The 26,667-nt window shown below is 60.9% G+C and carries 26 protein-coding genes; 12 read left to right on the forward strand and 14 right to left on the reverse strand.

The annotated features are described in order from the left end of the window. Positions 1-34: 34 nt before the first annotated feature. The 4 genes from ACZ5U1_RS16765 to ACZ5U1_RS16780 form a co-directional block, all read right to left on the reverse strand. On the reverse strand, positions 35-562 hold the full coding sequence (locus ACZ5U1_RS16765; protein WP_464780270.1) for a nuclear transport factor 2 family protein: 528 nt from the start codon (positions 560-562) through the stop codon (positions 35-37). A 2-nt stretch (positions 563-564) separates the two neighbouring features. Then, positions 565-1,338: an SDR family NAD(P)-dependent oxidoreductase gene (locus tag ACZ5U1_RS16770; RefSeq protein ID WP_464780271.1), complete on the reverse strand. Its 774-nt coding sequence runs from the start codon at positions 1,336-1,338 to the stop codon at positions 565-567. A 21-nt stretch (positions 1,339-1,359) separates the two neighbouring features. Beyond that, on the reverse strand, positions 1,360-2,427 hold the full coding sequence (locus ACZ5U1_RS16775) for a Rieske 2Fe-2S domain-containing protein (protein ID WP_464780272.1): 1,068 nt from the start codon (positions 2,425-2,427) through the stop codon (positions 1,360-1,362). A 71-nt stretch (positions 2,428-2,498) separates the two neighbouring features. Further along, positions 2,499-2,945 carry a nuclear transport factor 2 family protein gene (locus ACZ5U1_RS16780; RefSeq protein WP_464780273.1) on the reverse strand — a complete coding sequence of 149 codons (447 nt, stop codon included), beginning with the start codon at positions 2,943-2,945 and terminating at the stop codon, positions 2,499-2,501. Positions 2,946-3,059: 114 nt separating this feature from the next. On the opposite strand from ACZ5U1_RS16780, the gene ACZ5U1_RS16785 reads away from it, so the two are divergent. Continuing rightward, positions 3,060-3,917 carry an SDR family NAD(P)-dependent oxidoreductase gene (locus ACZ5U1_RS16785; protein ID WP_464780274.1) on the forward strand — a complete coding sequence of 286 codons (858 nt, stop codon included), beginning with the start codon at positions 3,060-3,062 and terminating at the stop codon, positions 3,915-3,917. A gap of 6 nt (positions 3,918-3,923) precedes the next feature. Here the strand turns inward: ACZ5U1_RS16785 and ACZ5U1_RS16790 are convergent, their stop codons facing one another. The 6 genes from ACZ5U1_RS16790 to ACZ5U1_RS16815 form a co-directional block, all read right to left on the reverse strand. After that, positions 3,924-5,600: an FAD-dependent oxidoreductase gene (locus ACZ5U1_RS16790; protein ID WP_464780275.1), complete on the reverse strand. Its 1,677-nt coding sequence runs from the start codon at positions 5,598-5,600 to the stop codon at positions 3,924-3,926. Beyond that, a complete protein-coding gene (locus ACZ5U1_RS16795; RefSeq protein ID WP_464780276.1) occupies positions 5,597-6,649 on the reverse strand; it encodes a zinc-dependent alcohol dehydrogenase in 1,053 nt (350 codons plus the stop codon). Before ACZ5U1_RS16795 ends, ACZ5U1_RS16790 begins: the two co-directional genes overlap by 4 nt. A gap of 14 nt (positions 6,650-6,663) precedes the next feature. Then, positions 6,664-7,452 carry an SDR family NAD(P)-dependent oxidoreductase gene (locus ACZ5U1_RS16800; protein ID WP_464773017.1) on the reverse strand — a complete coding sequence of 263 codons (789 nt, stop codon included), beginning with the start codon at positions 7,450-7,452 and terminating at the stop codon, positions 6,664-6,666. Positions 7,453-7,478: 26 nt separating this feature from the next. Beyond that, entirely contained in the window at positions 7,479-8,663 is a 1,185-nt protein-coding gene (locus ACZ5U1_RS16805) for an MFS transporter (protein ID WP_464780277.1), read from the reverse strand. A 98-nt stretch (positions 8,664-8,761) separates the two neighbouring features. Then, a complete protein-coding gene (locus ACZ5U1_RS16810; protein WP_464780278.1) occupies positions 8,762-9,274 on the reverse strand; it encodes an SRPBCC domain-containing protein in 513 nt (170 codons plus the stop codon). A gap of 14 nt (positions 9,275-9,288) precedes the next feature. After that, positions 9,289-10,059 (reverse strand): SDR family NAD(P)-dependent oxidoreductase, encoded by a 771-nt coding sequence (locus tag ACZ5U1_RS16815; RefSeq protein ID WP_464780279.1) that lies wholly within the window; start codon positions 10,057-10,059, stop codon positions 9,289-9,291. 206 nt (positions 10,060-10,265) lie between these two features. Here ACZ5U1_RS16815 and ACZ5U1_RS16820 point away from each other — a divergent pair, with 206 nt between their 5' ends. The 9 genes from ACZ5U1_RS16820 to ACZ5U1_RS16860 all read left to right on the forward strand — a co-directional run bounded on the left by ACZ5U1_RS16820 (position 10,266) and on the right by ACZ5U1_RS16860 (position 19,551). Then, positions 10,266-11,234 (forward strand): SDR family oxidoreductase, encoded by a 969-nt coding sequence (locus ACZ5U1_RS16820; protein WP_464780280.1) that lies wholly within the window; start codon positions 10,266-10,268, stop codon positions 11,232-11,234. Between the two features lie 49 nt (positions 11,235-11,283). Beyond that, on the forward strand, positions 11,284-12,762 hold the full coding sequence (locus ACZ5U1_RS16825) for a flavin-containing monooxygenase (protein ID WP_464780281.1): 1,479 nt from the start codon (positions 11,284-11,286) through the stop codon (positions 12,760-12,762). 111 nt (positions 12,763-12,873) lie between these two features. Then, a complete protein-coding gene (locus tag ACZ5U1_RS16830; protein WP_464780282.1) occupies positions 12,874-13,338 on the forward strand; it encodes a nuclear transport factor 2 family protein in 465 nt (154 codons plus the stop codon). 15 nt (positions 13,339-13,353) lie between these two features. After that, entirely contained in the window at positions 13,354-14,103 is a 750-nt protein-coding gene (locus ACZ5U1_RS16835) for an SDR family NAD(P)-dependent oxidoreductase (protein ID WP_464780283.1), read from the forward strand. 44 nt (positions 14,104-14,147) lie between these two features. Beyond that, a complete protein-coding gene (locus tag ACZ5U1_RS16840) occupies positions 14,148-15,095 on the forward strand; it encodes a thiamine pyrophosphate-dependent dehydrogenase E1 component subunit alpha (RefSeq protein ID WP_464780284.1) in 948 nt (315 codons plus the stop codon). Next, positions 15,085-16,068, forward strand: coding sequence for an alpha-ketoacid dehydrogenase subunit beta (locus tag ACZ5U1_RS16845; RefSeq protein WP_464780285.1), 984 nt, complete (start codon positions 15,085-15,087; stop codon positions 16,066-16,068). The genes ACZ5U1_RS16840 and ACZ5U1_RS16845 overlap by 11 nt, the downstream gene beginning before the upstream one ends. A gap of 10 nt (positions 16,069-16,078) precedes the next feature. Then, positions 16,079-17,248: a dihydrolipoamide acetyltransferase family protein gene (locus tag ACZ5U1_RS16850; protein WP_464780286.1), complete on the forward strand. Its 1,170-nt coding sequence runs from the start codon at positions 16,079-16,081 to the stop codon at positions 17,246-17,248. Between the two features lie 57 nt (positions 17,249-17,305). Next, positions 17,306-18,490 (forward strand): acyl-CoA dehydrogenase family protein, encoded by a 1,185-nt coding sequence (locus tag ACZ5U1_RS16855; protein WP_464780287.1) that lies wholly within the window; start codon positions 17,306-17,308, stop codon positions 18,488-18,490. Next, complete coding sequence (locus ACZ5U1_RS16860; protein ID WP_464780288.1) at positions 18,487-19,551, forward strand: phosphotransferase; 1,065 nt, start codon at positions 18,487-18,489, stop codon at positions 19,549-19,551. The genes ACZ5U1_RS16855 and ACZ5U1_RS16860 overlap by 4 nt, the downstream gene beginning before the upstream one ends. Before the next feature lie 57 nt (positions 19,552-19,608). On the opposite strand, the gene araD1 is transcribed toward ACZ5U1_RS16860, so the two are convergent. Both araD1 and ACZ5U1_RS16870 read right to left on the reverse strand, forming a co-directional pair. Next, entirely contained in the window at positions 19,609-20,586 is a 978-nt protein-coding gene (araD1, locus tag ACZ5U1_RS16865; protein ID WP_464780289.1) for an AraD1 family protein, read from the reverse strand. Continuing rightward, on the reverse strand, positions 20,583-22,151 hold the full coding sequence (locus tag ACZ5U1_RS16870) for an aldehyde dehydrogenase (NADP(+)) (protein WP_464780290.1): 1,569 nt from the start codon (positions 22,149-22,151) through the stop codon (positions 20,583-20,585). Before ACZ5U1_RS16870 ends, araD1 begins: the two co-directional genes overlap by 4 nt. A 445-nt stretch (positions 22,152-22,596) precedes the next feature. Between ACZ5U1_RS16870 and ACZ5U1_RS16875 the strand changes: the two genes are divergently transcribed. Then, positions 22,597-23,487: a LysR family transcriptional regulator gene (locus tag ACZ5U1_RS16875; RefSeq protein ID WP_464780291.1), complete on the forward strand. Its 891-nt coding sequence runs from the start codon at positions 22,597-22,599 to the stop codon at positions 23,485-23,487. Between the two features lie 137 nt (positions 23,488-23,624). Here ACZ5U1_RS16875 and ACZ5U1_RS16880 read toward each other — a convergent pair whose 3' ends face one another. After that, a complete protein-coding gene (locus ACZ5U1_RS16880) occupies positions 23,625-24,203 on the reverse strand; it encodes a fibronectin type III-like domain-contianing protein (protein ID WP_464780828.1) in 579 nt (192 codons plus the stop codon). A gap of 132 nt (positions 24,204-24,335) precedes the next feature. Further along, positions 24,336-24,533, reverse strand: a complete 198-nt coding sequence (locus tag ACZ5U1_RS16885; RefSeq protein ID WP_464780292.1) for a hypothetical protein — start codon at positions 24,531-24,533, stop codon at positions 24,336-24,338. A gap of 333 nt (positions 24,534-24,866) precedes the next feature. Here ACZ5U1_RS16885 and ACZ5U1_RS16890 point away from each other — a divergent pair, with 333 nt between their 5' ends. Then, entirely contained in the window at positions 24,867-26,516 is a 1,650-nt protein-coding gene (locus ACZ5U1_RS16890) for a family 43 glycosylhydrolase (protein ID WP_464780293.1), read from the forward strand. Positions 26,517-26,667: the final 151 nt, after the last annotated feature.

Genomic DNA, 26,667 nt, shown 5'->3' on the forward strand with positions numbered 1-26,667 from the left:
ACGCATCAGGCGCGCATCGTCACGTTGGAAGGGATCAGCGCCGTTCCAGCATGGTTATGAGCCTGTCCTTCATCGGATCGACCCATTCCGCCTTAAGCGTGGGGCTAAGCAGACCGGCATCCTCCAGTTCATCGCACAGGCGCATCTGGTGGGCGATGTCGAACAGATCATATTGCGATGAAAATTTACCGCCGCCCCCATAGGTGATCAGCGATACGCCATGCGTCTCGTAAAATCCCCCGTCCGCTCGTCTGCCGGGGCCGCGATTGACCCAGTGGCTGATGATCCGATCATCCGTGATCGCCCAGTCCAATATGGGGAAGGTCCAGCCTTCCCACCCTGAACCGACATCCATGTCGCGGCTATAATGGGTCCGTCTTATCGCCTCGCGCCCGTCCGCACGGACGGGCATCGCGCCACCATAGGGACAGATATAGACGCAGTCCTCATGGTAGAGTTCGTCGGCGATCCATGCCCAGTCGTTACGCGCCTCCGCTTCGACAAAGGCGTCGCGCAGGCGGGTAATGGCGGCCTCGACCTCTTGTTGTGGATAGGATGCCATGCCTAGATGCCATAGCCACCCGATACGTTGATCTGCTGCCCGGTAACATAGGCGGCGCGGTTGGATGCAAGGAACACCGCCGCATCGCCGATCTCTTCCGGCTGGCCCCAGCGCTTGAGGGCAAGACTCTTTTGCACTTCCGCCACCCATTCGGGACCGAACACGCCCTGTTCCGTCAGTTCCAGGAACATACCAGCCTCAATCACGCCGACGAGCACGCTGTTCGCACGGATGCCGTGCCGTCCTTCTTCCCGCGCAATGCCGCGGACGAGCGATTCATTGCTCGCCTTGGGCGCGACAGACAAACCGTCTTTTTCCGGCCAGCGCATCTGCCCCGCCGATCCCAGCGTGACGAACGATCCGCCGCCCTGTTCGCGAAAATGCGGCAAGGCAGCCTGCACGGCATTGAAGAAGCCATGGACCTCTATGTCGATCGCGCGACGCCATTGTTCGTGGGTGGTATCGCCCAGCATGACCTGATCGACCAGCGGCCCGGCGCCCCAGACCACGGTGTGGATGCGTCCGTGCGCTGCGACCGCCGCTGCGAATGCCGCCTCGACCTGTTCACGATCGCGCACATCGGCACGATGGGTTGATGCCTTCTGCCCCTCGCTCTCGATCGCGCTGGCCAGCGTTGCGGCGGCATCGGCCTTCGAATGATAGCCGATCGCCACGTCCGTTCCGGCTTCTGCGAAACATTGCGCCACACTGCGACCGATCCCGCCGCTGCCGCCGAACACCAAAGCTGCTCCTGCGGAAAATTGTACCTTGTCCATCGTCATCCTCTCGATATTTTTTTAGGCCGCCGCGCTGCTGCCGCGCGTGTCATATGTCGTGATCTTGCCGTCCACCCGATCCTGAAATTCACTGGCGCGGGCGCGCGGGTTGTAAAATTGTCGATACCAGATGCGCACCTTGCCAAACGGCCCGTCCGCCGGAATTTGGAGTGGGTTAAAACAGGGACGCTTGTTGGCCCAGATTTCAAAATCCTGCGCGAGCGCCAGCCGTCCCGCCTCGGCATAACCATATGCGATTGCGATGTCATCCTGCGTTGGCGGCGTGTTAGCAGCCTTCGACATCAGTGCATGCCACACCATGACCACGCCATCCTCGACCGGCGTATGGCAGATCAGCATCAGCGAGGGATACGCCCCGGTCAGTCGCGCCTGAAGGATTGCAGGCCCGGTATACCATGTGTCGGTTTCCAGCACTGCGTCGCTGCTGACCAGCGTACGATGGCCCGCGCCGAACGTCTGGTGAAGGATCTGCCCGCTAAAGGCGTTTTCGAAATAGGCGCAGTCGGTCGATCCGTGGACCGGAACCATGTGCGCGGCGTCCGCCATATTGTCGAGTATCTCCTGCGGATGGCAGGGGATGATGCCCAGATGATCGACCTGCCAGCGCACCCAGCTTGGATCGTCCCATTCCGCAAAGGGGGGCAATTCGATATCCGGCTCCTGGCCTTCGGGGTCGTGCCAGTACCAGATGATGCCCGCGCGCTCGATGATCCGGTGGGTCGGCAGGCAGGCAGCTTTGGGGATAAACTTTGAATAGGGGATGTCGTCGCACGCACCATCCGGGCCAAAACGCCATCCATGATAAGGGCAGCGGATCGATTCGCCCTCCACCTGCTGTCCATCGCGCACGATGTAAGAGGTCGTGTTCTTGGCCAGGTGCGCGCCAAGATGAGGACAATAGGCATCGACCATGTGCGCCGTACCACTTTTGCCGCGATACAGGACGAAGTCCCGGCCGAAATAGTGGATCGTGCTTGGGGTTGCCGAAACTTCACTCCCTTCGGCGACCATGAACCAGCCGCGAGGGAATGTATATTCGCCCAACCCATAGTCTGCGGTTTGTGCCATCTTCGCTCTCCAATCCGACTTTTGACCGCTATTTGAGACCTTCGATCCGGCCGCCGATACCTCGAAATAGACTAGGCCGTGCGTGCGCCGCCCGTTTCGCTCCACCCGGCATTCTCACCGAGCACCTTCGACACGACCTGAGGGTTCACATATTCGCGCCAGCGCGTGATCCGGCCTTCGGCGAAATCAAGAATGCTGACATATCGGTTGGAATAGGGTTCGCCCGTCGGAATATAGCGGCTGTGCGAGCTATATTCGGCAATCAGCCGATCCTCGGCGGCCAGATCGTGGATGACCTCAATGCGATAGGCGTAAGGATCAAAATCGCGCCAACTCGCTTCCAACGCATCGCGAAACCAGCGCGCACCACGGTGTTCGAGCGGAAAGCCCTCCATAACGGGAAAGGGCCATTCGAGCTGTATGTCGTCGGCAAGGCAGGATTCGAACGTATCGAAATCCTTGATACCAAGCGCCGTCAGCATCCGAACGAACAAATCACGGTTGGCGGTACTGGTCATCGATCCTCTCCTTTTGCCTGGCGCTAACCGATTTTCGAAAGTCGCGATTACTTGATTTGGGGGGAGGAACGAGACGCGGCGCAGGATAATGACGGGCGAGATAGGAGAGAGACAATGACCAGTAAGAAAATCGTGGTCGTCACAGGCGCGAGCCGAGGCGCGGGCAAAGGGATCGCGATCGCACTGGGGGGCACGGGCGCTAAGGTCTATGTTACCGGTCGTTCGCTGAGCGATGAGGGGCTGCCGCTCCCCGGCACGATCGGCGCCACCGCGCGCGCCGTAGATGAAGCGGGCGGACAGGGTGTCGCGGTCGCACTCGATCATCGTGATGATGCGGCGGTGGAAGCCTTTTTTTCGCGGGTCGCGGATGAGGCGGGCCATATCGATATTCTCGTCCACAGCGCCACCGCGCTTTCCGACGATCTGGTGAAGCCGGGACCTTTCTGGGAGAAGTCCGGCGATCTGGCCGATATTCTAGATGTCGGACTGCGTTCCGCCTATATCGCGACACGCGCGGCCGCTCCGTTGCTGCTAAAGGCGCAGGCCGGGCTGGTCGTCGCGGTCTCGTCACCGGGCGCGCATTGCTACATGCACGGTCCGGGCTATGGCGCGCAAAAGGCGGGCCTCGACAAGATGATGTTCGACATGGCGCACGACTTCCGCCCGTTCGGCGTCGCCACTTTGTCGATCTGGCCGGGGCCGATGCGGACCGAACGGCTGGAACTGGGGCGAAAAGAACGGCCCGAAGTCTATGGCCAGATGTATGACGCCGCCGAAACGCCCCAATTGCAAGGGCTGGTGATCGATGCGGTTGCGCGTGATCGGGACCGGATGGCGCTATCGGGCAAGGCCTTTTACACTGCGGATCTCGCCATGCGTTATGGCCTTACCGATATCGATGGCCGTGAACCCGCCTCCTTCGCAGCGATGCTTGGCGAGCCGCGCCCCTTCCATCCGGCCGTTATCGAATAGCGCTTCTCAATTTGCGCCCGTTGCATCGCGGGCGGCGATGTAGGCGAAGGTCATCGCCGGGCCGATCGTCGATCCCGCACCGGGATAGGATCGGCCCATCACCGAAGCGGCGCTGTTACCGACCGCATAGAGTCCGGCAACGGGCTGGCCCGCTGCATCAAGCACGCGCGCGCTGGCATCGGTGGCAAGGCCGCCGCTGGTGCCGATATCGCCTGCATTGATTGGCAGCGCGTAGAAAGGCGCTTTTTCGAGCGGCAGCAGATTGGGATTGGGCTTCACCTTCTGATCGCCATAATAGCGGTCATAGGGCTGCTGCCCACGGCCGAAATCAGGGTCCTGCCCAACCCGCGCATTTTCGTTGTAGCGGATGACGGTCGTTTCCAGCACGGTCGGATCGACACCGATCTTCCTTGCCAGTTCCGCGATGCTGTCCGCCTTGCGCATGAGTGCGCGGACAGCGGATGAATGCATCCAGTCCGGTATCATCGGCATCAACGGGCCCATCGGATAGCGCCAGCGGAACCGCGCATCGAGCAGGATCCAGGCCTGCCCCCCGCCTGCAGCGCGCATCGCTTCGCCAGCCTTGTGATAGGAGGCGGCTTCGTTGAGGAATCGCTTGCCGGAACTGTCGACGATCATTGATCCAGGCAGGGAGCGTTCGAAGAAGAGCGGCCGGGCGCGATCTTCGCCCGGAACCTTGATCGTGGGCGCCCACCACGCCGAATCCATTCGTGTCGTGACCGCGCCAACGGCCTCCGCCGCGCGGATCGCGTCGCCGGTATTACCGCTCTGGCTGCCCGACCAGTCGGGGTTGGGCGAGCCGGTGAGATAGCGTGCCCGCATTTGTGCATCACGTTCGAACCCACCGGCGGCCAGGATCACGCCCTTGCGCGCGCGGATACGCCGCTCGCCCGCGTCCGTTTGCACCACCGCGCCCTCGACGCGGCCATCGCGCTGGATCAGGGACAGGAGTGCATGGCGATAGCGAATATCCACCTTGCGCGTGTCGAGCGACAATTTCAGCCGGGCGAGCAGCGCGTTGCCAGAGGTCAGGAAGCGGCTCCGCTTCGATCGCAGGCGCTGGCCGAAATCGGTATAATGGCGCCACAAGGCTTTCGTCAGCATCTTTTGCCAACCGGGCATCCGCGTGATCAGCGGCGCGGCCTCGGCGGCGGTCCAGCTTATCCGGCCGAACAACATCCCAGCGGGATGCGTCGGCCGCAAGCGATCAAGATCATCGCCCAGCGCCCGACCATCGATCGGTTGTGGATCATGGCTGCGCCACCCCATTTTGCCACCTGGAAGCTCGGCGTGATAATCGGTGTAGGGGATCGAAGCGTAGCGCACCTGCGTCTCGCGTTCGAGGTAGGCCAGCATCGCCGGGGCATTGTTGACAAAGGCCGTGATCTGATCCGCATCGACGTCATCACCGGCGAGCGCCGTGATGTAGCGCGCGGCTTCTTCGGGGCTATCGTCCGCGCCGGCGGCTTTGGCCAGGTGGCTCGCAGGAATCCAGATCACGCCGCCCGATGTGGCGGATGTACCACCGAACTGGTCGCTTTTTTCAACGATGGCCACCGTCGCATGGTTATCCGCAGCCACGATCGCAGCCGTCAGCGCACCGGCCCCCGATCCCACGATCAGGATATCGACCTCTTCATCAAATCCGTTCATCGCGCTCATGACTTCTCCATCGTCAGCATCACTTTCAGGGCTTCCGGCGCGCATTGTGCGGCAAATGCCGCTGCCGCCTGGCCGATCGGAAATTGATGGGAGACCAACCCCACCCGATCGACTCGTCCCTCGGCCATCATCTCCAGCGCCTCGACCAGTTCTTCCGGCGCATACCCGTTCGATCCCATGATCGTGGGCTGCTTCTGGATCACCGGACCGAAGTCGATCGTCATGCGATCCTCATAGCCGCCGAAACATACGATCCGCCCCCCATCCAGGGCGATCAACCTCAGCGCCGTTTCCAGTGGCGGTGGGCCAGGCATATGCTTGATGTATCCGGCGCAATCGAACACCACGCCGATCCGGGCCGAGATGCCGTTATAGCCCTCCTCAATACCAGTGAGAGCGGCAATCTGATCGAACACATCACCATCGCGCGCGTTGATCGCCGCAGTCGCGCCGACTGCCAGCGCCGCTTCAAGCCGCGCGGCGTGCACATCCACCGCGATCAGCGAGCCGGTCTCTATTCCCCTGGCGCGGATCGCCTGGATGACGCCCAGCCCAATGATGCCAACGCCGAATATGACGACATTCTCTCGGCTTCGAATTGCCGCCTTGCGCACCATCTGGAGCGCATCTGCCATTGGCTCCGTGGTTGCCGCTTCAATGAAGCCAACCGCGTCCGGCACGCGCACCAGCTGGTATGGATTGACCGGCACCGCGACAAAGTCGGCCATGCCGCCGCCCATGCCGGTAACGCCGACGACCCGGTCGCCAATCGACCAGCCCGCCACACCTTCGCCCAGGGCGGCGATGGTGCCCGCAAACTCATGGCCGGGGACATGATATCCTTCCGGCGTCGAACGGACGAGTTGATCGCGATAGGCGCCGTTACGGAACATGTGCAGGTCGGACCCGCAGATTCCGCAGGCCGCGACTGCTACTATGACCTCGCCAGCGGCAGGCGCAGGGATCGATGCATCGTGCCGTGCATCGACCGTGCCCGGCTCCACGAAATCGGCGGCGCGCATCACGCGTGTTTCGGCAGATGAATGCATAACAGTCCTGTTCCTCACCCTGGCATGAACTCGCCACCATTGATGTCCAGGCTCGCGCCTGTAACTACCGAACAATAATCCGACAGCAGCATGATGATGGGCCGCGCGCACTCGCGATCGGTCGGCATGCGGCGCAGCGCGATGTTCGCTTCCTGCGCTGCCTTTAGTTCCGCGACCGACTGGCCGCTTTCCTTCGCCATATGGTCGAACGCCTGCTCGACCGAATGACCCCACATCCACCCCATGAAGGTCGAATTGACCCGGATGTTCCACTGCCCGACTTCGGTCGCCATTTGCATCGTCGCCATCGCCATTGCGGCTTTGGACGTGGCATAGGCGGCCTGCTGCACCCAAGGCTTGCGCGTCACCTGTGTGTTTACATTGACTATCGATCCGCCGCCTGTCTCGCGCATCTCCCGTATGACTGACTGGCAAAGGTCCAGTGTTCCGAACAGGTTGACGTCGAAGGTGCGCCGCCACTCGTCGAAATCAGCATCGACGACATCGGTGAAGGCGCCGGGAATATAGGCGCTGTTGATCAGGCCATCGATACGTCCGAAACGCTCTTTGGTAGCGGCGACCAGCCGTGCGACATCCTCGCGCCGGGAAATGTCGGTTGGAACCTTCAGTACCTCGACATCATGCCCCGCCTCTCGGATCAGCGCTTCGGCTGCGTCCAGCTTTGCAGAAGTGCGCGCGGCCATCACGACATGGCCGCCTTCGGCCGCCACCAGCGAGGACAGTTCCTGTCCCAGCCCCGGGCCAATGCCCGAAACGATCACTACCTTGTCCTTAAGAATCATGTTCATCTCCAGATGTCTTGAAGCAATCAGTCAGCAGCGCGGCGCGCGCGACGCTCGACCAACAGGAAAATACAGGCGGCCAGGCCGAAGCCGGCGATTTGCAGCACGATCGGCGTCCAGTAACTGCCGGTGGCGTCGAACAGCGCGCTCGCCAGCGGTGAAATACCGAAGGTGAACGGGACGGTGAACAGTGTCACAAGACCCATTGCGCGGGCAAAATTACGGATGCCGAACAGCCGGGTCAGCAGCACGCCCTGCGCTGCCGCGATCCCGCCGCCGCACGCACCCACTATAATCGCATCCAGCACCAGCAGCGAATAGCCGACCGGCTGGAGGAAGATGAACCAGACGAGGCCCTGGACAAGGCAGTTGAGCGCCAGAGCCTGCCCCGGCCCGAGCCTGTCGGCAAGCCAACCGAACACAATCGCGCCCAATATGCCTGTACCGCCGGAGATGGCGAACAGGAAGGATGCTTCTTCCAGCGGCCAACCCTGCCCCATGACGAGTGGCACCAGATGAGCGGCTTTCAGAATGCCACCCCCCACGGCGATCCCGATGGCGGCGGTGACGAACCAGGTCACCGGTCGGGACAGCATATCCCGCGCGGATAGCAATGACCGCGCCTCGACCGGATTGTTGGCTTCGTGATAACCGAGCGGAACCTGGCCAACCTGTTCGGGCCGATCGATCACCAACGGCATGACGGGCAGGACGATGAGATGGGCAAGCCCAAGCCCGATGAGCACGGCATCAAGTCCGAACCGCTGGAGTGCCCATGAACTGATCATTGGCACGATCATCACGAACACCGGCATGGTGACGAAGCCCAGTGCACGGCCCTGTCCACGAATGAACCAGTTGCTTGCCAGGATGTTGGACGGCATCACGCCCAACAACAAGACACCGGGCGACACGAGCAGACCGAACAACGCAAGGAACATACCGATGCCCGTAGAGAAGGGCAGCAGCACATAGCCGCTAGCGGCAAGCAATGCGCCGATCGTCATCATGCGGCGGATCGACATACGCATAAGGAGCATGCCAATCATCGGCGCACCGAGCGATAGGACCAAAATGGTCAGCGAAATGGCCAGCGTCGAAAGCGTTCTGGTCGTCGCGAAACGCTGCTCGATGGCAAGAACAAGCGTGCCGAACGACCCGAAAGTAAGCCCGACCGCCACATTCTGCGTCAACGCGGCGATCCACACCATGCGCCACCCCAGAAAGCGGGATGGCCTGTCCGCTGCCGGCAAGAAAGCTGCTTCACTATCAAATCGCTGCGGTTGCATCGCCTGACCCGTGCTCGCGGTCATTGTGAGCCAGCTTGCCGCTCGGCATGGAAAGCCTCGGCACGAGCCTTGAGTGCCCGCGCTGTATCGTCGAACGCCCGCTTCACCCACGGACCGCAAAAGCGCATCACATGGACGCCGCTTTCACCCAGAAACGCGTCAGTCGACCAATAATGGCAAAGACCTTCTGCAACGGGTTCGATTATCTGGTCGCGGCGCGCGGCGTATGGCCATGCCTCGTGCCACGGCGCCTCCCACGCCAGTCGCCGCTCCGGCTCAAACGCGCAGACATATTCGCAATTCACCAGCAGAGCGCCGGGATTGGGATAGTTGACAAGGCTCATATGGACCGGCGCGCCGATTTCGAGCGTGGATGCCGCCTTCACGCAAAAAGGGTTCCATTCCCCATAACGGTCCAGATCGACCAGAATCTCCCACACTATTCCGGCAGGTGCCTCGATCGTGACCTTGTCGGAACTCACGACATTGGCCGGATCGAAGCCGGTTTTCTGATCGAAGGCGGTGTCGAGCATGGTTGGTCCTTTGTTCAGTTGGCGTCTGGGGCGGTCGGAAAGGCGGACAGCAGCGCTGCGTCGACAAGCTGCGCCTGCCCATTGATTGCCGCCGATGCCGGTCCCATCAGGAACAGCGCGACTTCCGCCACCATCTGCGGCGTCAGTTCACCACGATAGGTCGGCGGCGTGATCTTTTCCGGCGGCAGAAGCTCATCCTGCGGAGGCGCGCCCACCATTGGCGTCTGTACGGGGCCGGGACAAATTGCGTTGACCCGCAGGCCGCGCGCGGCAAATTCGCGTGCTGCGGCGCGGACGAGACCAACGACGCCGTGCTTGGCGGCGGTGTAACCCACGGCATCGGAAAAGCCGAGTAACGCGGCGGCGGACGCCGTCACCACTGCCGCGCCACCGGGGCGCAGTCGCCTTTGCGCCTCTCGCAGCCCCAGGAAAGGCCCGCGCAGGTTGATCGCAATCATCCGGTCGAACTGTTCGACCGTGATCGTGTCGAACGGGCCATAGTCCTGCAACGCCCCGGCATTGAGAAAGGCCATGTCCAGCCCGTCGAACGCCGCTTCGGCTTCATCGAAAAAGCGGATGGTATCAGCTTGCGACGACACATCGCCCGCGATGGCGATAGCATGGCCGCCGCGCCTCGCGATCAGGTCGACGATCCGCTGCGCTTCGCCTGCCCGGATATCGACGATCGCAACGCGGCAACCTTCCTCGGCAAGACGCATTGCCGCAGCGGCGCCGATTCCCGAACCGCCGCCCGTGATCAACGCAGACCTGTTTTTGAACATCATGAAACCGCCCGATCCTCATCCTATGCTGGTCGTATCGCCAGTTCTGTTCCGGCAACATGCTCCGTTGGAAAAGCCGGTGCCTCATCCAAACAGAGGAGGCGCTGAAAATCAGGGTCTAATCGATTTGGGGGTGGAGCGACGCCGCCTTTTGGATCAGCCAATGGACATCGGATGCGCCGCACGACATCCGCTCAAGGAGAAGATGTTTGGAACAGCTACGCTATGACGGCCAGGTCGCCATCGTCACCGGTGCGGGGCGGGGTTTGGGCAGAAGCTATGCCCGGATACTGGCTGCGCGTGGCGCAAAGGTCATCGTCAACGATCTGGGCGGATCGACTACAGGTGGTGGAAAATCGTCGGACCTGGCCGAGGCCGTGGTCGGCGACATCATGGCGCTGGGCGGTGAGGCAATCGCCGATGCTGGCGACGTGACGGACCCCTCGACCGCGCAACGCCTTGTCGCGCTTGCACTCGATCGTTGGGGCCGGGTCGATATCGTCATCAACAACGCGGGCAGCATTGCGCCGGACGTGACACAATCCTTCGCTGAGATGGAGTTGGCGCAGTTCGACCATCAGATGCAGATCCACGCCTATGCCCCCTTCCATCTGGTGCACGCCGCATGGCCAGCGATGCTGCGCCAACAGTATGGGCGCATCGTCTGCACATTGTCGGATTCGATGTTCGGGATGGGTGGAAGCGCCGGAATCGGCTACCCGGTGGCAAAGATGGCGATGATGGGGTTCGTACGGGCGTTGGCGATGGAGGGCGCGCCACACGGTATTAAGTGCAACGCGATCTCGCCAGCCGCCTTTACCCGGCTGGTCGCCATGCATCTTCCCGACAGCGACATTCGCGACTGGATGGAAAAGGCCGCCACACCCGAACGCGTGGCGTCAGTGGTCGCCTGGCTGGTCCATCGCGATGCAACATGCACCGGCCAGTCAATTGCTGCATCCTCTGGCCGTTTCGCCAAAATCGTGACCGGCTTTTCAAAAGGTTATGCCGGTGGCGACCTGACCATCGAAGAGGTGCGCGACCACTTCGATGAAGCCGTTGCGACCGACCATATCGATCTTATCGAAAATACCGGCGATGCGATCGCGCTATACCTTAGTGCGCTCAAGGAACGACGGCTGTCCGAGTTGAACAGTCCGCCTGAATGGATCGCCTGAACGCCCATGCCACAGAACCACCACGACCAGATCGAAAGCATACCGACTCATGGCTAAACAGGAAATGGAAACCGGCCACCGCAGATTACGGTTTGCGATAATTGGCGCGGGTATGGCCGGACTGCTCGCCGGGATTCGGCTGGACCAGAAGGGTGATGCAGATTTCGTCATCTATGAAAAAGGGGACACCGTCGGCGGCACGTGGCGAGAAAACCGTTATCCGGGCCTGACCTGCGACGTTCCCGCCCATGCCTATACCTATAGTTTCGCGCCCAACCCGGAATGGACGCAGTTTTTCTCACCCGGCCCGGAGATTCAGCATTATTTCGAACGGATCGCGGACGATTATCGGCTCCGCGACCGCATCCGCTTCAATTCGGAAGTGACGGACTGCCGCTACGTCGATGGCCGCTGGCATATCGAGACATCCGATGGCTGCAAAGACATTGTCGATGTCATCATCGCCGCGACCGGCGTGTTGCATCACCCCAATATCCCGGCCATTCCCGGCCTGGAGGACTTCGGGGGCGATAGCTTTCACAGCGCACGTTGGGACGACAGCGTAGCGCTCGACGGCCGACGCATCGGCGTGATTGGCAATGGTTCGACCGGCGTCCAGATCGTTTCGGCACTGTCGACCCGCGCCAGCACGCTTGTCCATTTCCAGCGGTCGCCACAATGGATCATGCCGGTCCAGAACTTCATCTATTCGGAAACCGATCGCCACGCCTTTCGTTCGGATGTGTCCAGGATCGACGCGATCCGCTTCGGCGATGAATATTGGGCCGGGATCCGGCGGTTCAACAAGGCGATCATTGAGGTGGATTCGCCCGAAATGGCGGAGATAGAAGGCATCGTCCTGCGTAATCTGGAGGACAATGTTCAGGACCCGGTCCTCCGCGAAAAACTCCGGCCCGATTATCGCGCTGCCTGCAAGCGGCTGATCTATTCGCCCGACTATTATGAGGCGGTGCAACGTCCCGGTGTGATCGTTGAGACGGGAGCAATCGAACAGGTCGAGGCCACGGGCGTCCGCATGAAAGACGGCACGCTCCACGAACTGGACGTGTTGGTATTGGCAACAGGCTTCAAGACCGACCGTTTCGTGCGCCCCATTAAGGTAATCGGACGAGGCGGTAATAACCTCGATGATGCCTGGGCGCTGCGCCCGACCGCTTATTACGCAATCACCGTGCCCGATTTCCCCAACCTGTTCCTGCTTAACGGCCCCACCGCACCAGTGGGCAATTTTTCGCTGATCGACATCGCTGAGCGGCAATGGGACTATATCGACCAACTCCTCGATCTTTTGCGCGACGGAACCTGTTCCGCGATCGCTGCAAAGCCCGAAGCCATGGCTGATTATGAGGAGCGCCGTATCGCGGCCGCGAAACGGACCATATTCGGCTCTGGATGCACGAGCTGGTATCTCGACGCGCAGGGCGTCCCCCAGACATGGCCATGGAGCTACGACCATTTTGCCCAATCGATGGCCGCGCCACGGATGGAGGATTTCGAACTGGCGTAATCGCTCGCGCAGCCCGCCAGTTTGGGCGGCTTACCACAAATGAAGGTGGATGAGCGCCAGAGCCACCAGTAATCTCGATGACGCGGCAAAAAGACCGCAAAAGGAATTAAAATGACCGGCGAGGATTATTTCGAGATACAGAATCTCATTTTCACCTACCCCACGCTGCTCGACGGGGGCGATTTCGACGCGGTCGGGCGCCTTTTTGAACATGCTGTCGTTTACAGCGCGGGGATGCTGATGGCCGACCGCGATCCCGCCGCGCTGGCAGCCTCGTTCCGCGACTGGGTCATTACCTATTCGGACGGAACGCCACGGACGCGCCATTTCATAAGCAATGTCATCATTCGGCCGAAGGACGAAGGCACAGCCGTCGTCTCATCCTATGTGATGGTCTTCCAGCAAACCGACACGCTGCCGCTCCAGCCGGTCATTGGCGGAGATTACCGCGACACCGTGGCAAAGGTCGATGGCCAGTGGCGCTTCATCGAACGCCATATGGGCAATGATCTCATCGGCACGCTGACCGATCATGGACGCGATCTGCGCGCGATAACGCCCACGCGAGCGAACTGAACAGGAGCGGATCTCATGCGATACAAAGACAAGGTCGTCATCGTAACCGGTGCCGCATCGGGCATCGGCCGTGCCACCGCCCAGCGGATGGCATCAGAAGGCGCGATACTTGTGCTTGGCGATCTCAACGAAGCGGGTGCAAAGGCCGTGGCTGACACGCTCGATACCCTGACCACGCCGGTGGTGATCGGGTTCGATGCTGGCGATCCCGATTCCTGCCGCGCGTTCATCGCTGACGCAGCAAAGGCGGCGGGCCGCATTGACATGCTGTGCAACATCGCGGGCATCATGGACTGGGCACCGCTCGCCCGTTTCGACGACAGCCGCTGGGAGCGGATGGTACGCGTCAATCTGAGCAGCGTATTTTACCTCTGCCAGGCGGCGATGCCGCACCTGATCGCCACGAAGGGTAATATCGTCAACATCAGTTCGGCGGCGGGCCTCGTCGGCATCGCCTACACCACGGCCTACTGCGCCACCAAGCATGGCGTGATCGGCGTCACCAAGTCGTTGGCAGTCGAATTCGCAAGCGCTGGCGTTCGCGTCAATGCCATCTGTCCGACCGGCGTGAAAACGGCGATGACCGGGGAACTCGTCTGGCCAGATGATGTCGATGTCAGCCTGCTGACGCGCAATGCATCGAAGATGGGCGACATGATCGATGCCGAAGAAGTCGCCGCTGCGATCGCCTTTCTGGGATCGGACGACGCGCGGAGCGTCAGCGGTATCGCCATGCCCGTCGATGGAGCGCAGACGGCGGGATAATGCACGCGCGTCTTGCCGCAAATAATCAAATAGGAAGAGGGCCAATGTCGGAGCCAAATTCAGAACTTGTCGAGACGATGTTCTCGCGCATGGCGGTATCGCGCGCGATCGAACGGTTAATGCTGCGCCACACGCGCGATCATAAATTCTCCGGCTGGTGGCATCCGGGCGAAGGACAGGAGGCTGCGCCCATCGGCGCGTCCGCCGCTCTCGCGACATCGGATTATCTTTGGTATCAGGGACGCGGTGCTGCCTGGGCGATTGGCAAGGGGATGGCGGCCGGTCCCATCCTTGGCGACCTGCTCGGCAAGATGTCGGGCGCGACACGCGGCAAAGGTGGCGGTGTTCCTCATTGGGCCGACTATTCCATCGGCGTAATGGGCGAAGGCGCGACGCTGGGCAGCGTCTATCCTTTGGCTGGCGGGTCAGCGCTTGCGTCCAAGATCCGAAAGGACGGGCGGGTCTCGCTGGCCAATTTCGGCGACGGCACGTCCGCAAGGGGCACGTTTCACGAAACCATGGTCCATGCTGCGGCATGGAAATTGCCGCTGATCTATTTCTGCGAGAATAATGGCCTGTTGGTTGGTACGCGTCTGGGATCGGTCAACCCGACGACGGACATCGCTGACTACGCGGCGGGCTATCATATTCCCGGTGTCATCGTCGATGGTCAGGATGCCATCGCCGTCTATGAGGCGACCTGTGAAGCGGTCGATCGCGCGCGCCGGGGGGACGGGCCGACGCTGATCGAAGCCAAGGTCACGCGCCGTCGCGGGCATTATGCGGGCGATCCCCAAAATTATCGCAGCGACAACGAATTCGACGATTATCGCGATCCGCTGGATGTTCTGGCCGCGCGGCTTTCGGGGAACACCGCCGCTCGGTTGATCGAGGAGGCGGAAGGCATCGTGGATGCAGCCTATCGGGAGGCAAAGGCCGCACCTGACCCCGACATGTCGGTTATCGAACGGGATCTTTATTATGTCGACTGAAACGATGGGCTATAATGCGGCGATGGGCCTTGCCCTGGTTGAGGAAATGCGCGCCGACGACAGCATATTCGTACTGGGGCAAGGTGTCGCCACGGGCGGATGGTTCGGCACGGAAAAGGGACTGATTGACGAGTTCGGCGTCGACCGCGTTGTGGATAGCAATATTTCCGAAGCGTTCGAGGCGGGCCTCGCCACCGGGGCGGCGATTGCGGGGATGAAGCCCGTCATCAATATGGGCTTTGGCGATTTCGCCCTGATCGCTGGCGATGAGATTTATCATAAGCTCGCTAAATGGCGCTATATGCACGGCCTGAATGTGCCGATGACTGCCGTCATCATTTTCCCGATCGGAGCGATGGGCGGCGCGGGGCCGGAACACTCAAGCTGCACCGAAGTCTTGGGGATGCATTTTCCGGGATTGAAGGTGGTCGTTCCCTCGACGCCGGAAGATGCAAAGGGGCTTATGAAAGCGGCGCTGCGCGAACCCAACCCCGTATTGTTTCACAGTGTCCAGAGTCTGGGGTGGAGCAAGGGATCTGTCCCGCTCGACCCTGAATTCATCGTTCCGATCGGCAAGGCCGCGATCCGCCGCCAAGGCGACAGCATGACGCTGATAACCTATGGGTCGATGGTATCTCGCTCACTTGCTGCGGCCGATCAGCTCGCCGCCGACGGCATCGATGTCGAGGTGATCGATCTTCGCAGCCTTGTGCCACTGGACTGGGACTGCGTGCTCGGATCGGTGCGCAAGACGCATCGTGCAATGGTCGTCCATGAAGCGGCCAAGACCGCTGGCCCCGGCGCGGAAATCGCGGCGCAGATACAGGAAACCGCATTTTTCGATCTGGAAGCACCAATCCTGCGCCTTGGCGCGAAGGATTTTCCGTTGCCCCAGCACAGTGATCTGGAAGCCCTTTCGATCCCGTCCATCGATGCCATCGCACAGATGGCACGGGACCTGATGAGCCTTTGAGGAAATGCCAATGTCCATTCTACACACCCTCAACATTCCGCAAATGGGCTCGGTAGAGAATGCCAAGATCCTTGAATGGCGAATTTCGGAAGGCGACAGTTTCAAAGAAGGCGATATCCTCTACGAGGTGGAGACGGACAAGACCGCAACGGAAGTCGAAGCGGTCGAGGCAGGGATACTCGCCCGACAGATCGGTCGGACAGACGACGAGATGAAGATTGGCGACAAGGTCGGCCTCTGGGTTCCGCCCGGCACGTCACCGACCGCGATCGCGGAGGCGCTGGCGGCAATTGATGAGGCTGGCCCGGCCACAGTTGCGGAACAGGCCGTTGCGCCCACGACCGCAACGGCCGACCCGACTGACATGAAAGGCATTGCGGGACGGATAAGCCCGCTGGTTCGCAAACTTGCAAAGGATCATGGCGTTGACCTGTCGGCCGTGACCGGAACCGGGCCCGGCGGCAAAGTCACGCAGGACGACGTTCTTGCCGCAGGCGGCGGCGATCGGCCGACGCTCGCGCCGCACTCGATGCGGCGAAAGGCCATTGCCCAAACGCTGACGAAAGCGGCGGCAGTGCCTTCGTTGACGGCGGATATGCAGATCGATCTTTCGGCGCTATTCGCAAGGCGCGCCGCCCTGAAAGAGGCGGGGCAACCCACGCCTTCCATTCTGGGCTATATCGCCCATGTCACTGCGACAACCATTCTCAAACATCCAAAGTTAAATGCGACTTGGGGCGAGCAGGGACTGTCGCTTTGGCCAACGGTCAATCTGGGGATCGCGGTCGATGCGGAAGACGGCCTGATAGTGCCGGTGATCCGTAACGCGGAACAGCAAGACCCGATGGCGCTCACTCAGGCAATCGCCGCATTGGCGGAGAGCGTCCGTACCGGATCGGTCAGGCAAGCGGATCTCGAAGGTGGAACGTTTACGATCTCCAATCCCGGCTCTGTCGGACCTGTCATGCGCGCCGAAGCCTTGCTGAATGTTCCGCAAGTTGCGCTGCTGGGCGTGGGCGGCATCGTTCACTCGCCTCGCGCAGCGATGGTAGACGGTGAATGGACTGTGGCGGTGAAGCCGATGGTCTGTTTTTCACTGACCTTCGACCACCGCGCGATCGACGGAGGCCCCGTCATCGCTTTCCTCAATGCACTGAAAGCCGGGATCGAGGCGCTGTGAGGTCCAACAGGACAATAGGCAGTCCCTCCGTCCAGCCATGTGCAGGAACACATGTTGATGGAAAATGATCTCGGCGAAGCGCAAATCATCGCTGGCAAGGTGGAAGCTTTCGTCAGGAATGTCGTCATCCCTTTTGAGGCGGATTATCACCAGGGAGGTCATGGGCCATCCGATGCGTTGGTCCAGAAGATGCGGGCCAAGGCCATCGCTTCGGGGCTGCTGACACCGCATGTTCGACCAGATGGGTCTCACTTCACACACCGCGGAACCGCACTGATCCTGCGCGCGTCGGGCCTGTCACCGCTCGGACCCGTCGCTTTGAACACAGCCGCGCCGGATGAGGGCAATATCTACCTTCTGGGCCACGTCGCAACGACAGAGCAGAAAGCGCGTTTCCTTGACCCGCTGATCGCGGGGCACAGCCGCTCCTGCTTCCTGATGACGGAACCAGCGGAAGAGGGCGGCGCCGGTTCCGATCCTTCGATGATGATGACGATGGCGCGGCAGGACGACGGCTACTGGATCGTGAACGGGCGCAAGGCGTTCGCCACGGGCTTCGAAGGCGCGGCGTTCGCGATCCTGATGGCAAAGACGGTGCGCGACGGCAAGGATACCGCGACCATGTTTCTGGTCGATCTTCCGCATCCCGCGATCAGGCAGGATCGGCTGATCGACACCATCGACAGTTCGATGCCGGGTGGCCATGCGGTCGTCACGATCAACGATTTACGCCTGCCGACCAGCGCCATCCTCGGTGCGCCGCACGAAGGGTTCGCCTACGCACAGATACGCCTCAGCCCGGCCCGGCTGACACATTGTATGCGCTGGTTGGGGAGCGCTATGCGTGCCAACGAAATTGCGACAGCCTATGCGCTCAAACGCAAGGCCTTCGGCCAGTTGCTGATCGATCACGAAGGCGTCGGCTTCATGCTTGCGGAAAATTTGATCGACCTCAAGCAGAGTGAATTGATCATCGACTGGTGCGCCGATGCACTCGACCGCGGAGACAAAGCTGTGACTGAAAGCTCTATGACAAAGGTTGCGGTGTCGGAGGCGCTCTACCGCGTCGCTGACCGTTGCGTACAGATATTGGGCGGCACGGGGGTATCGCGCGATACGGTCGTTGAGCAGGTCTTTCGAGAAATCCGGGCTTTTCGCATTTATGACGGTCCGACAGAAGTTCATAAATGGTCGCTGGCCAAAAAAATCAAGCGCACCTTCGCGATTGCGAATATCGAATGAGCACCGATACGCAGTCCAATGTGGGCACGACCCCGGTACGCGCGGGTCAGGGCTTCGATGAGCAGGCGATGGCCCGCTGGATGAAGTCGAATGTCGCGGGTTTCACCGGTCCGTTGAGTGTTGACCAGTTCAAGGGTGGGCAATCCAACCCGACTTACCGGCTTATGACGCCTGGCCGGGCTTATGTTCTGCGCTGTAAGCCTATGGGGCAGTTACTGGCCGGGGCGCACGCGATCGAACGCGAGGCGCAGGTATTGACCGGCCTCGAAAAAGCCGGCTTCCCGGTGGCGCACGTCTATGGGCTGTGCACTGACGATAGCGTGATCGGCCGATGGTTCTATGTCATGGAATTGGTCGAAGGGCGCATCTTCTGGGATGCTACGCTGCCAGAGGTTAATGTTGCCGACCGCCCGGCCTATTTCGATGCGATGAACGCTGCTATGGCCCAGCTTCACGGAGTTGATTACCACGCCGTAGGGCTGGGTGAATATGGCCGACCTGGCAATTACTTCGCACGCCAGATCGACCGCTGGTCGCGGCAGTACCTTGGAGATGTCGAGGCCGGACGCGATCCGAACATGGATCGACTGATCGAATGGCTGCCCGCTAATATTCCGCCCGACGACGAGTCATCGATCGTGCATGGCGACTTCCGCGTTGACAATATGATCTTCCACCTAACGGAACCGCGGGTTGTGGCCGTTCTCGATTGGGAACTGTCGACGCTCGGTAATCCGCTCGCGGACTTCGCCTATAACGCGATGATGTACCGTATGCCGCCCCACATTGTGGCGGGGTTGGGCGGCGTCGACCTTGCCGCATTCAATATTCCAACCGAGGACGAATATATCGCGGCTTATTGTAAGCGGACAGGCAGAGCCTCTATTCCCAATTACCATTTCTATATTGCGTTCAATTTCTTTCGGTTGGCGGCCATCTTTCACGGCATCAAAGGCCGCGTCATCCGTGGCACGGCTTCATCCGTGCAAGCAGCGGAGCGGGCCGAAGCATTTCCGGAGCTTGCACGAATAGCGTGGCAGCAAATACAAGAGTTTCGCTAGGCTACATCTACACCGGACTATGGCGATTGCGGCTCTGCAACCTAAGGCCTGTGGGGATCATAGAACCCTCACTTTGGCCAGTCCTTCGTCGGCTGCCGCCACGAGAGGATTGCGAAGCCGCATGGTGAAGGCGTCCGCCTCTATTTCGAATATATCGCCCGCCCGCGTTGCCACCTGATCGGTGAAAGAGAGGGTCGCCGTGCCGAAGAAATGCACATGCACGTCGCCGGGACGCCGGAACAAGTCATATTTGAAATGATGATGCTCAAGATTCTCGATGCTGTGAGACATGTTCGCCTCACCAGAAAAAAATCTACTTTCCCACAATATCTCACCGTCGCGGATAATCCTGCTGGCGCCGCGAACATCGGCGGGCAGGTCGCCCAGCAACAATTCCGCGCCGAGCGACGCCTGACGCAGCTTGGAATGGGCGAGCCAGAGATAATTGACCCGTTCGGTTACGTGGTCCGAAAACTCATTGCCGATTGAGAAGCCCAGGCGAACCGGCGTTCCATCCGGCGCGTTGAGGTAGATGCCGGCGATTTCCGGTTCCTCGCCCCCATCTCCCGCAAAAGCAGGTTTACGGAAAGGCGCGCCCGGTGGCACCAGGATCGATCCATCGCCCTTGTAGAACCATTCGGGCTGCACACCCTCAATTCCGGCAGCTGGCTTTCCACCCTCCTCGCCCATCAGGAACATACGCATGGAGTCGGTGGCCTGACCGGCGGCGGCGGCCTTGTGCATCTTGTCGCGGCCTTCGGCGGAGCCCAGATGCGTGAGGCCGGTGCCGCTGACCAGCAGATGGGCGGGATCTTCATGATCGATCGGCGGCAGCAAGGTAACAGCGGCCAAATCGATCGAGGCCCCTGCCCGCTCCTCGGCAAGAGCGGCAAGCGTGGTAGACGACGCCAGCGCATCGCCAGCCAGCATCCGTACGGACGCCGTATCACGCACGATCCGGGCTGATCCGCTCTCGTCCAGAGCGGCGACGCCACGTCGGCCATCCTGTTCATATTGAACGAGGGATCGGATCATTGGGCAATCTCCATCTTGCCATCAAGGCGGCGCGGCAAGCGCCAGGGATTACCATCCTGCAATGGCGGCGGGATCAGCTTCGCGCCGATATCCTGAAAGCAAACCGGTCGCAGAAAGCGCGACATGGCGAGGGTGCCGACCGAGGTGGACCGTCCGTCGGTGGTGGCGGGGAACGGACCACCATGAACCATCGCCCAGGTCACTTCGACACCCGTCGGCCAGCCGTTCGCCAGGACCCTGCCCGCCTTTTGCGCAAGAAGCGGGAGTATGGCGGCCGCGTCGGCAGCATCGGAATCCTCCATGTGGATCGTTGCGGTCAACTGCCCCTCCAGTCCAGAGATGACCTGCGTCAGCGCATCGACATCCTTGCAACGGATCACCACGGACGACGCGCCGAACACTTCTTCGACAAGGGCTGGTTCAAGCGCGATTTGCTCAGCCTGGCTTTCGAACAGTGCAGCCCCGGCACGCCCTTCGATAGCTTGGCCCCGCGCGATCAACCTGGCGCCCGGCATGGTCTCCAGCTTGGCCACGCCATTGGTGAAGGCGGCCCGAATGGCGGGCGTCAGCATCACCTGCGGCGACGCCTCGCTGACGGCCGAAGTGGCCGAAGCGAGGAAGCGGTCGAGGTCCGGTCCGTCGATCGCGATGACCAGTCCGGGATTCGTGCAAAACTGTCCTGCCCCCTGCGTCAGAGAGCCCACAAATGCCGTCCCAAGCGTCTCGGCGCGGGTTTTGAGAGCGCCCGGCATCAATATGACGGGATTGACCGCGCTCATTTCGGCATAGACGGGGATAGGTTCAGGACGCCGGGCCGCTATCTCGGCGAGCGCCAGTCCGCCTGCCCGCGATCCTGTAAAGCCGACCGCGCGGATGCGAGGATCGGCCACAACGGCAGCGCCAAGCGCATTGCCAGTGCCGGGCAGATAGGAAAAAACGCCCGGATGAAGACCGCAGTCCGTCACAGCTTGGGTCACGGCGCGAGCGATGAGCTCTCCGGTTCCGGGGTGACCCGGATGCCCCTTGGCCACCACCGGACATCCCGCAGCGAGCGCCGACGCGGTATCGCCGCCAGCTACGGAAAAAGCGAGCGGGAAATTGGACGCGCCGAACACCGCCACCGGCCCGAGCGGCACATTCATACGGCGAAGGTCGGGACGCGGCGGGGCGCGATCCGGCAAGGCGCGATCGATCGTCACGCCCAGCCAGTAGCCGGCCCGCAATTCAGAGGCGAACAGGCGGAGCTGCCCGGTTGTGCGCCCGCGCTCACCTTCCAGACGCATGCGGGGCAAGCCCGTTTCCGCCATAGCTGTTTCGATAAGCAAATCGCCGATCGCACCGATCCGCTCGGCCACGGCTTCGAGAAAGCGCGCTCTCGCGTCGGGCGTCAGCCCGGCAAAGGACGGCGCCGCATCAGCCGCCAGGGCGCATGCCTCCGCGACATCCTCTGGCGAGGCTTGTGAATAGCTTTGGGCAAGTGGCAGGTCCGTCGTCGGATCGATACCCTTGAACCGCTCTTTCTGCTGGCGTGCGTCGCCGCCCACCAGAACGCTGCCGTCGATCACTTGTGCATTCTCCATCACTGATTGTCGCGGGGGCAGACCCGGAGTCTGAGAGGCCGGATAAGAAAACCGCCCTTGCCGCGCCGAAGCTCTGCCAAGGCGGGACTGACGCCGTTAGTGATGGTATATACTCATACTAATTAAATATCAACGAGGGGACGGGCCTGGCCGATCCATTGAACTGCATGTCCCGCAGTTCACGCCAAGTGGGGCTGCGCGGCCTTTTGTGGAACAGCTTCTTCTTGTCGCGCGTGGCTCACCCAATGAGCGAGAGGGAAGGACCAAGAACGGCAGCCAGCATCAGGTAAGACGACAGGAGGGCCAGCGGGGTAACGAAGATTGAATGGGTCATTGAACTTCCTTTCATTGCCTGAACGTCAATCTACCGCTTGGCTCATTAGGTGATAATCCGCTATAAAGTTGATGGGTCATGTAGCTGGACAACATAATGGATCGCAGCCTTCTCGACGCCATCGAGGCTTTTGTTCGCGTGGCGGAGCGCCGCAGCTTTCGTGCGGCGGCTGATGAATTGCATCTTTCCCCTTCGGCGCTCAGCCAGAAGATCAAGACGCTTGAGGCCAAGGCGGGCGTTGCGCTGCTCATGCGGACAACCCGCAGCGTCGGGCTGACGCAGGCGGGCGAGATATTGCTCGCGCGCGCAGCGCCTGCTTTCGCCGATCTCGCCACCGCTTATGATGAAGCGCGGAACCTCAGCACGCCATCGGGCTTGCTCCGCATACATATGCCGCGCGGTATGATCGCCCTGCTCATCGAACCGATAATGAAGGGGTTCTGCGAAGCCTATCCTCAGATCGACTTGGACATTTGGGCCGAAGATCGTCCGACCGATCTGGTTGAGGGCGGATTTGACGCTGGCGTTCGATTGGGTGAACTGCTCGACCCTGACGTGATCGCACTGCGAGTGACGCCACCCGTTCGCTTCGCAGTCGTGGGTGCGCCGGAATATTTTGCCAAGCACGAAAGGCCCAGCAGTCCAACCGACCTGCGCCGCCATAACTGCATCCGGATGCGGAGCGGGCCTGAAGGAATTGCCAACTGGCACTTTTTGGATAACGGGCGGGCAACGGATGTGGCCGTCGCCGGTCGATTGATTGTGAACGACTTCGGCTTGGGAATTTCAGCAGCGCTGCAGGGATTGGGGCTGCTGTACATCCCCCAAAGCATGGTGGATGATCACATTGCTGGCGGCAAACTGATCACGGTCCTGGACGATTATGGGATAACTTCGTCAGGGGTGTTCCTATATTACCCGAGCCGGACGCAGGCACTGCCAAAATTGAGGGTCTTCATCGACCATATTCTTGGCAATGCGCGTTAGAACATGATCCGATCACATTGAATCGGATCATGCTCTATCTATCTTTTGTTTTCCGTGTCTTCCGAGACGGAAAATGATTGGCTTCGCCAAACTGGCGTTTCCATCTGCTTCGAACACACCCTAGGCGCGCCGCCAGGTCAAGCAACCTCAAACTCTTCCGCCAGCCCTGCCGCTTCAGCGGACTGCGCGATCCACAATTTGAACCGGCCAGCCTCGATCAATGGCTTCAGATCGACGCCGATGAAGGCAAGGTCTGCGGCCCGTAAATCCAGCGTCACCTGTTGCGATTGGCCCGGCGCCAGTTCGACATGGCGATAGGCCTTCAGCTCACGGATCGGCTGGGTGACGGATGCGACGACATCCTGAACGTAGAGCTGCACCAATTCCCGGGCGGCATATTGCCCATGGTTGCTGACCGTCACCGTGACGCGCAACTGGCCGTCCATCCCGATCTTCTTGGAGGAAAGGACGAGATCGGAATAGCTAATCTTTCCATAGGTCAGGCCATGGCCGAATGGAAAGCGCGCCTCATATTTCGACGTGATATAGCGCGTGTTGTCGGGACGGCCCGGCCGCCGGTGCGCATAATAATAAGGCACCTGCCCCGCCGAGATGGGGAAGCTGACCGGCAGGCGGCCGGACGGGCCAGTCGCGCCGAACAGGATATCGGCCGTCGCGTTGCCGGATTCCGATCCCAGGAACCAGGTAACAAGGATTGCGGGGCATTCAGCACAGCGCCTTCCAGCGCCAGCGCGCGCCCGTTGCGCAGGGTCACGATCATGGGTTTGCCGACGGCGGCAACGGCTTCTGCCAGCGCCTGTTTTTTTTGGGGGGGGCTGCCGTTTCGATCATCCCGACCTGATTCCAGCTGCGGCCGTCATTGCTTGCTTCCAGCCGCCCGACCCAAGGCCCGCACCGCCGCGACCTCCGAAATGGGCGTAGCTGCCGGTTGCGGTCGTGACCGCGCGGACGGTGACGGCGCGACCATAGTCAAATCGCAGCCAGGCATCGCCATCGGGGCCGGGGGTCAACTCCGTGCTTTTCACGACATCGCCGTCGCTCAACATCTGCGCGGTGAAGTTGCCACCGCTGGCGCTGACCGTGGGGGTCTAGCCCCGCACGCTCGCATTACTGCGCTGCCTCGCCAGATATTTCCAGAAGCAGGCCATACTCCACCGCCGGATTAATGCAACGTATCTGTATACTTATTTGCCAGCCTGGCCTATGTCACGGGGCATCTGACGCATCAGTGGGGTAGTCTTGTGGGAAGTTCGGTACGAAACGGGGCGGTATGTAAGGCTCTACACTGGGTAACGGCGAGCCTGTCCGTCATGGCGTTGGTCCCGTTCGTCCCGGCAGAGGCAGCAGGCAGGTCGCGCATGGCGACCTATGCAAATCCTGTTGATCTACCCTATCGTTACCAGGTGCCCGTCAAAATCCCGCAAATCCAGCTCAAGCTCGGCGAAGCCTATCGGGAAGCGGCCGATCCCACGATCATCACATATAAAGGCCTGTACTACCTCTTCGCATCCCATTCGAAGGGCTATTGGCATTCGCCAGACCTCCAGCACTGGACTTTCGTGGAAGCGAGCGGCTACGCCGTGGACAAGTTCGCTCCGACCGTCGTCGTGATCCGGGGCCGGATGTATTTGGCCACAAGCGAAAGTACGCGCCGCATCTGGACGACCGACGATCCAAAGTCCGGGCGCTGGTATGAAGCCGCTGTCATCGAACAGCGTTATGAGGACCCGGACATGTTCCTCGACGACGATGGCCGCCTGTACATGTACAGCGGTCTGGCATCGAAAGGTCCGCTCCGCGTGGACGAGCTCGATACCACCACCTTCCGCGTGATCAGAACCGCGCAGATATCGCAGTCCCGTGACAAGGATGGTCGCGGGTGGGAGGTGCCGGGCGACACCAATGATAAGCCCGATGCTCCCTCCTTCGTCGAAGGATCGTGGATGACCAAGCACGACGGTCGCTATTATCTGGAATATTCCGCGCCAGGCACCGAGTTCAAGACCTATGCTAACGGCGTCCTCGTTGCGGACAATCCGATGGGGCCATTCGTCTATCAGGATTACAGCCCCTTCGCTGTAAAGCCCACCGGCTTCATTACCGGCGCGGGGCATGGCAATACCTTCAAGGATGAGGCGGGACGGTGGTGGCACGCAGGCACCATGACTATCTCGCAGCGCCATATTTTCGAACGGCGGCTGGGACTGTTCCCGGCTCGTTTCACACGGACGGGCGAAGTTCTGTCGGACACCTACCTGGGGGATTATCCGCGTTACTTCAGCGGCAATCGTGACCTGACGGGATGGATGCTTCTTTCGCGCGGCAGGACTGCCACCGCGTCCTCCACACTGGACGGCTTTCCGGTCGAAAACGCCGTCGATGAGGAGTCGCGGACATCATGGTCGGCACGATCGGGCGGCGACGAATGGTTCCAGATCGACTTGGGGGCGAAAAAACGCATCGACGCGATTCAGATCAACTTTGCCGATCAGGGCAGCCAGGGCCGCGGGATCAGCCGGGATAGCTACCGCTATGTGCTGGAGCTGTCGGATGATGGCCAACGCTGGCGCACCGCTATCGATCACGCCCACGATGGGCGTGACGCGCCGCATGACTATCAGGTGCTGCCCCGGGCGCAGCGCGCCCGTTTCGTGCGCCTGCGCAATGTGCACGCGCCCGACGGCGGTAACTTCTCCCTCTATGATCTGCGGGTATTTGGCAAGGGCGCGGGGCGGCGTCCCGGACGGGTTGGCCCGGTGCAGGCTATTCGCAGTGTCAAGGATCCGCGTCGCGTGACCATCAACTGGCAAGCCGCTCCGGGTGCCGAGTTCCATATCGTTCGCCTCGGTCGCCGCCCGGATTTGATGAACCAGAACTTCCAGGTTTATGACGGAGTAACATCACTGGAGATCGGTAGTCTGAACCTTAGAAAGAGGTATTGTGTCGCCATCGACGCGGTCAACGAAAATGGCATCGCTCGATCAAAGAATGTCCGCTGCTTCGACTGACTTTATTGCGCGAATGTGGGAGTCGCGGCATCGTAGTGCGGGAGGTAATCAGAAAGGCACGAGCCCGACGCGGGTATTGAGATTGTGTCTACAAACGGCACTCTGCATTCCGCCAGGCTCCTGTCGACCAACTTAAGCCGTCATTCCTGTC

This window comes from Sphingobium sp. TomTYG72, from assembly GCF_055394715.1.

Coding starts and splice junctions, on each gene's coding strand:
- ACZ5U1_RS16790 (WP_464780275.1), bottom strand. CDS start 5,600: ATGAGCGCGATGAACGGATTTGATGAAGAGGTCGATATCCTGATCGTG.
- ACZ5U1_RS16830 (WP_464780282.1), top strand. CDS start 12,874: ATGACCGGCGAGGATTATTTCGAGATACAGAATCTCATTTTCACCTAC.
- ACZ5U1_RS16810 (WP_464780278.1), bottom strand. CDS start 9,274: ATGCTCGACACCGCCTTCGATCAGAAAACCGGCTTCGATCCGGCCAAT.
- ACZ5U1_RS16800 (WP_464773017.1), bottom strand. CDS start 7,452: ATGATTCTTAAGGACAAGGTAGTGATCGTTTCGGGCATTGGCCCGGGG.
- ACZ5U1_RS16835 (WP_464780283.1), top strand. CDS start 13,354: ATGCGATACAAAGACAAGGTCGTCATCGTAACCGGTGCCGCATCGGGC.
- ACZ5U1_RS16845 (WP_464780285.1), top strand. CDS start 15,085: ATGTCGACTGAAACGATGGGCTATAATGCGGCGATGGGCCTTGCCCTG.
- ACZ5U1_RS16765 (WP_464780270.1), bottom strand. CDS start 562: ATGGCATCCTATCCACAACAAGAGGTCGAGGCCGCCATTACCCGCCTG.
- ACZ5U1_RS16785 (WP_464780274.1), top strand. CDS start 3,060: ATGACCAGTAAGAAAATCGTGGTCGTCACAGGCGCGAGCCGAGGCGCG.
- araD1 (WP_464780289.1), bottom strand. CDS start 20,586: ATGATCCGATCCCTCGTTCAATATGAACAGGATGGCCGACGTGGCGTC.
- ACZ5U1_RS16890 (WP_464780293.1), top strand. CDS start 24,867: ATGGCGACCTATGCAAATCCTGTTGATCTACCCTATCGTTACCAGGTG.
- ACZ5U1_RS16815 (WP_464780279.1), bottom strand. CDS start 10,059: ATGATGTTCAAAAACAGGTCTGCGTTGATCACGGGCGGCGGTTCGGGA.
- ACZ5U1_RS16780 (WP_464780273.1), bottom strand. CDS start 2,945: ATGACCAGTACCGCCAACCGTGATTTGTTCGTTCGGATGCTGACGGCG.
- ACZ5U1_RS16825 (WP_464780281.1), top strand. CDS start 11,284: ATGGCTAAACAGGAAATGGAAACCGGCCACCGCAGATTACGGTTTGCG.
- ACZ5U1_RS16860 (WP_464780288.1), top strand. CDS start 18,487: ATGAGCACCGATACGCAGTCCAATGTGGGCACGACCCCGGTACGCGCG.
- ACZ5U1_RS16805 (WP_464780277.1), bottom strand. CDS start 8,663: ATGGTGTGGATCGCCGCGTTGACGCAGAATGTGGCGGTCGGGCTTACT.
- ACZ5U1_RS16770 (WP_464780271.1), bottom strand. CDS start 1,338: ATGGACAAGGTACAATTTTCCGCAGGAGCAGCTTTGGTGTTCGGCGGC.
- ACZ5U1_RS16795 (WP_464780276.1), bottom strand. CDS start 6,649: ATGCATTCATCTGCCGAAACACGCGTGATGCGCGCCGCCGATTTCGTG.
- ACZ5U1_RS16855 (WP_464780287.1), top strand. CDS start 17,306: ATGGAAAATGATCTCGGCGAAGCGCAAATCATCGCTGGCAAGGTGGAA.
- ACZ5U1_RS16840 (WP_464780284.1), top strand. CDS start 14,148: ATGTCGGAGCCAAATTCAGAACTTGTCGAGACGATGTTCTCGCGCATG.
- ACZ5U1_RS16850 (WP_464780286.1), top strand. CDS start 16,079: ATGTCCATTCTACACACCCTCAACATTCCGCAAATGGGCTCGGTAGAG.
- ACZ5U1_RS16875 (WP_464780291.1), top strand. CDS start 22,597: ATGGATCGCAGCCTTCTCGACGCCATCGAGGCTTTTGTTCGCGTGGCG.
- ACZ5U1_RS16775 (WP_464780272.1), bottom strand. CDS start 2,427: ATGGCACAAACCGCAGACTATGGGTTGGGCGAATATACATTCCCTCGC.